The following is a 1,047-nucleotide window of genomic DNA, read 5'->3' as shown; positions in this document are numbered from 1 at the left end:
ACTTCAGGTCGCACGGACAAAAACGTGTCAGTGGCTTCGCTAAATTAGTAACAAACGGATAACCATAGGTATGGCAAATCCTCTAACGTTTGGCTAAGTCAACTGATCCACAACACATCACCAAGTCCGAACAAAATCTGTTATTTATTACCATCACATCTTTAATGGCTAAACATTGATACCTGTTAATATTTTTGTTCGTGCCCTTTCGAAGATTAATTGATAGAGTAGCTTATAAATCAGCAACTTTGGTGTCTTTAGGGTTATTAACTGTTGGAGCGATAGGCAGTGGTGAGAGTTGAAGTGAAGCATCTTCATTTTATCATGGAGCGGGCACAGCTCCCAACGTGGGTGAATCGAATGTGTAACCTCGGCTTTATTGCGAGCATCTTGTTCGGCTTATACTGCTTTACTCAACTTACTTTGAGTGCCTTAACATTGAATATCGAACTCAAATGGTTTTTCGGGTTTGCAGCGTCTCTATCCTTTTTCTGGGTCATCGTAGAGTGCAAGAGTTGGTTGTTTTACAAAACCCTGTTTAAATCTTTTTGTATAGAGAAGCCAAATCCAGATGCCGTTGAGTTTTTCCTCGATAATCATCTGTATCGAGGTTCAGGGAGCCAACATGCATTGAAGCAATATTTGGCGAAAACAGAGCACAAGGAATTGTTGTGAGAGTGTTGTATATCGATGTGGTTGGGCTTCTCTATTCAAAGCGCTACCTTGAAAGCCACGAAGTCTTTTTTGATGACCTGAAATTCACTATCAGCTATCAACCAATGAGCATCACAGACAGCCTACCTCATGACGCAGTATCTGCGAGGTTGCTTGAAAAAGCTGTTTCGGACGCCTCTTTGAAAATCTACCCTGTTGAGCCGTTTAGATCCTATAAATGGGTTCGAGACCAAGAGGTTTTCAGTCCTGCATCTTTGGCTCCTGATATCGATTGGCGAGGAAAGCTGAGAATGGGGAGTGGCGGTACTACCGCAAGAACGCTTTTGCATGCGGAAAATTTAGGGGTAAAACAAGGTTCATCGCGGATTAGCG

1 protein-coding gene is annotated in these 1,047 nt (G+C 42.5%); it reads left to right on the top strand.

Annotation, left to right across the window (positions count from 1 at the left end):
• Positions 1-671 precede the first annotated feature (671 nt).
• On the top strand, positions 672-1,047 hold a 376-nt coding region (locus AB4249_RS21800; protein ID WP_372104781.1), incomplete at its 3' end, for a hypothetical protein.

This window comes from Vibrio sp. 10N.261.55.F4 (genome assembly GCF_041470465.1).
Taxonomy (GTDB): Bacteria; Pseudomonadota; Gammaproteobacteria; order Enterobacterales; family Vibrionaceae; genus Vibrio; species Vibrio crassostreae_C.
The sequence above is the reverse complement of the archived record's forward strand: the minus strand, read 5'-3'. Positions and strand labels throughout refer to the sequence as shown.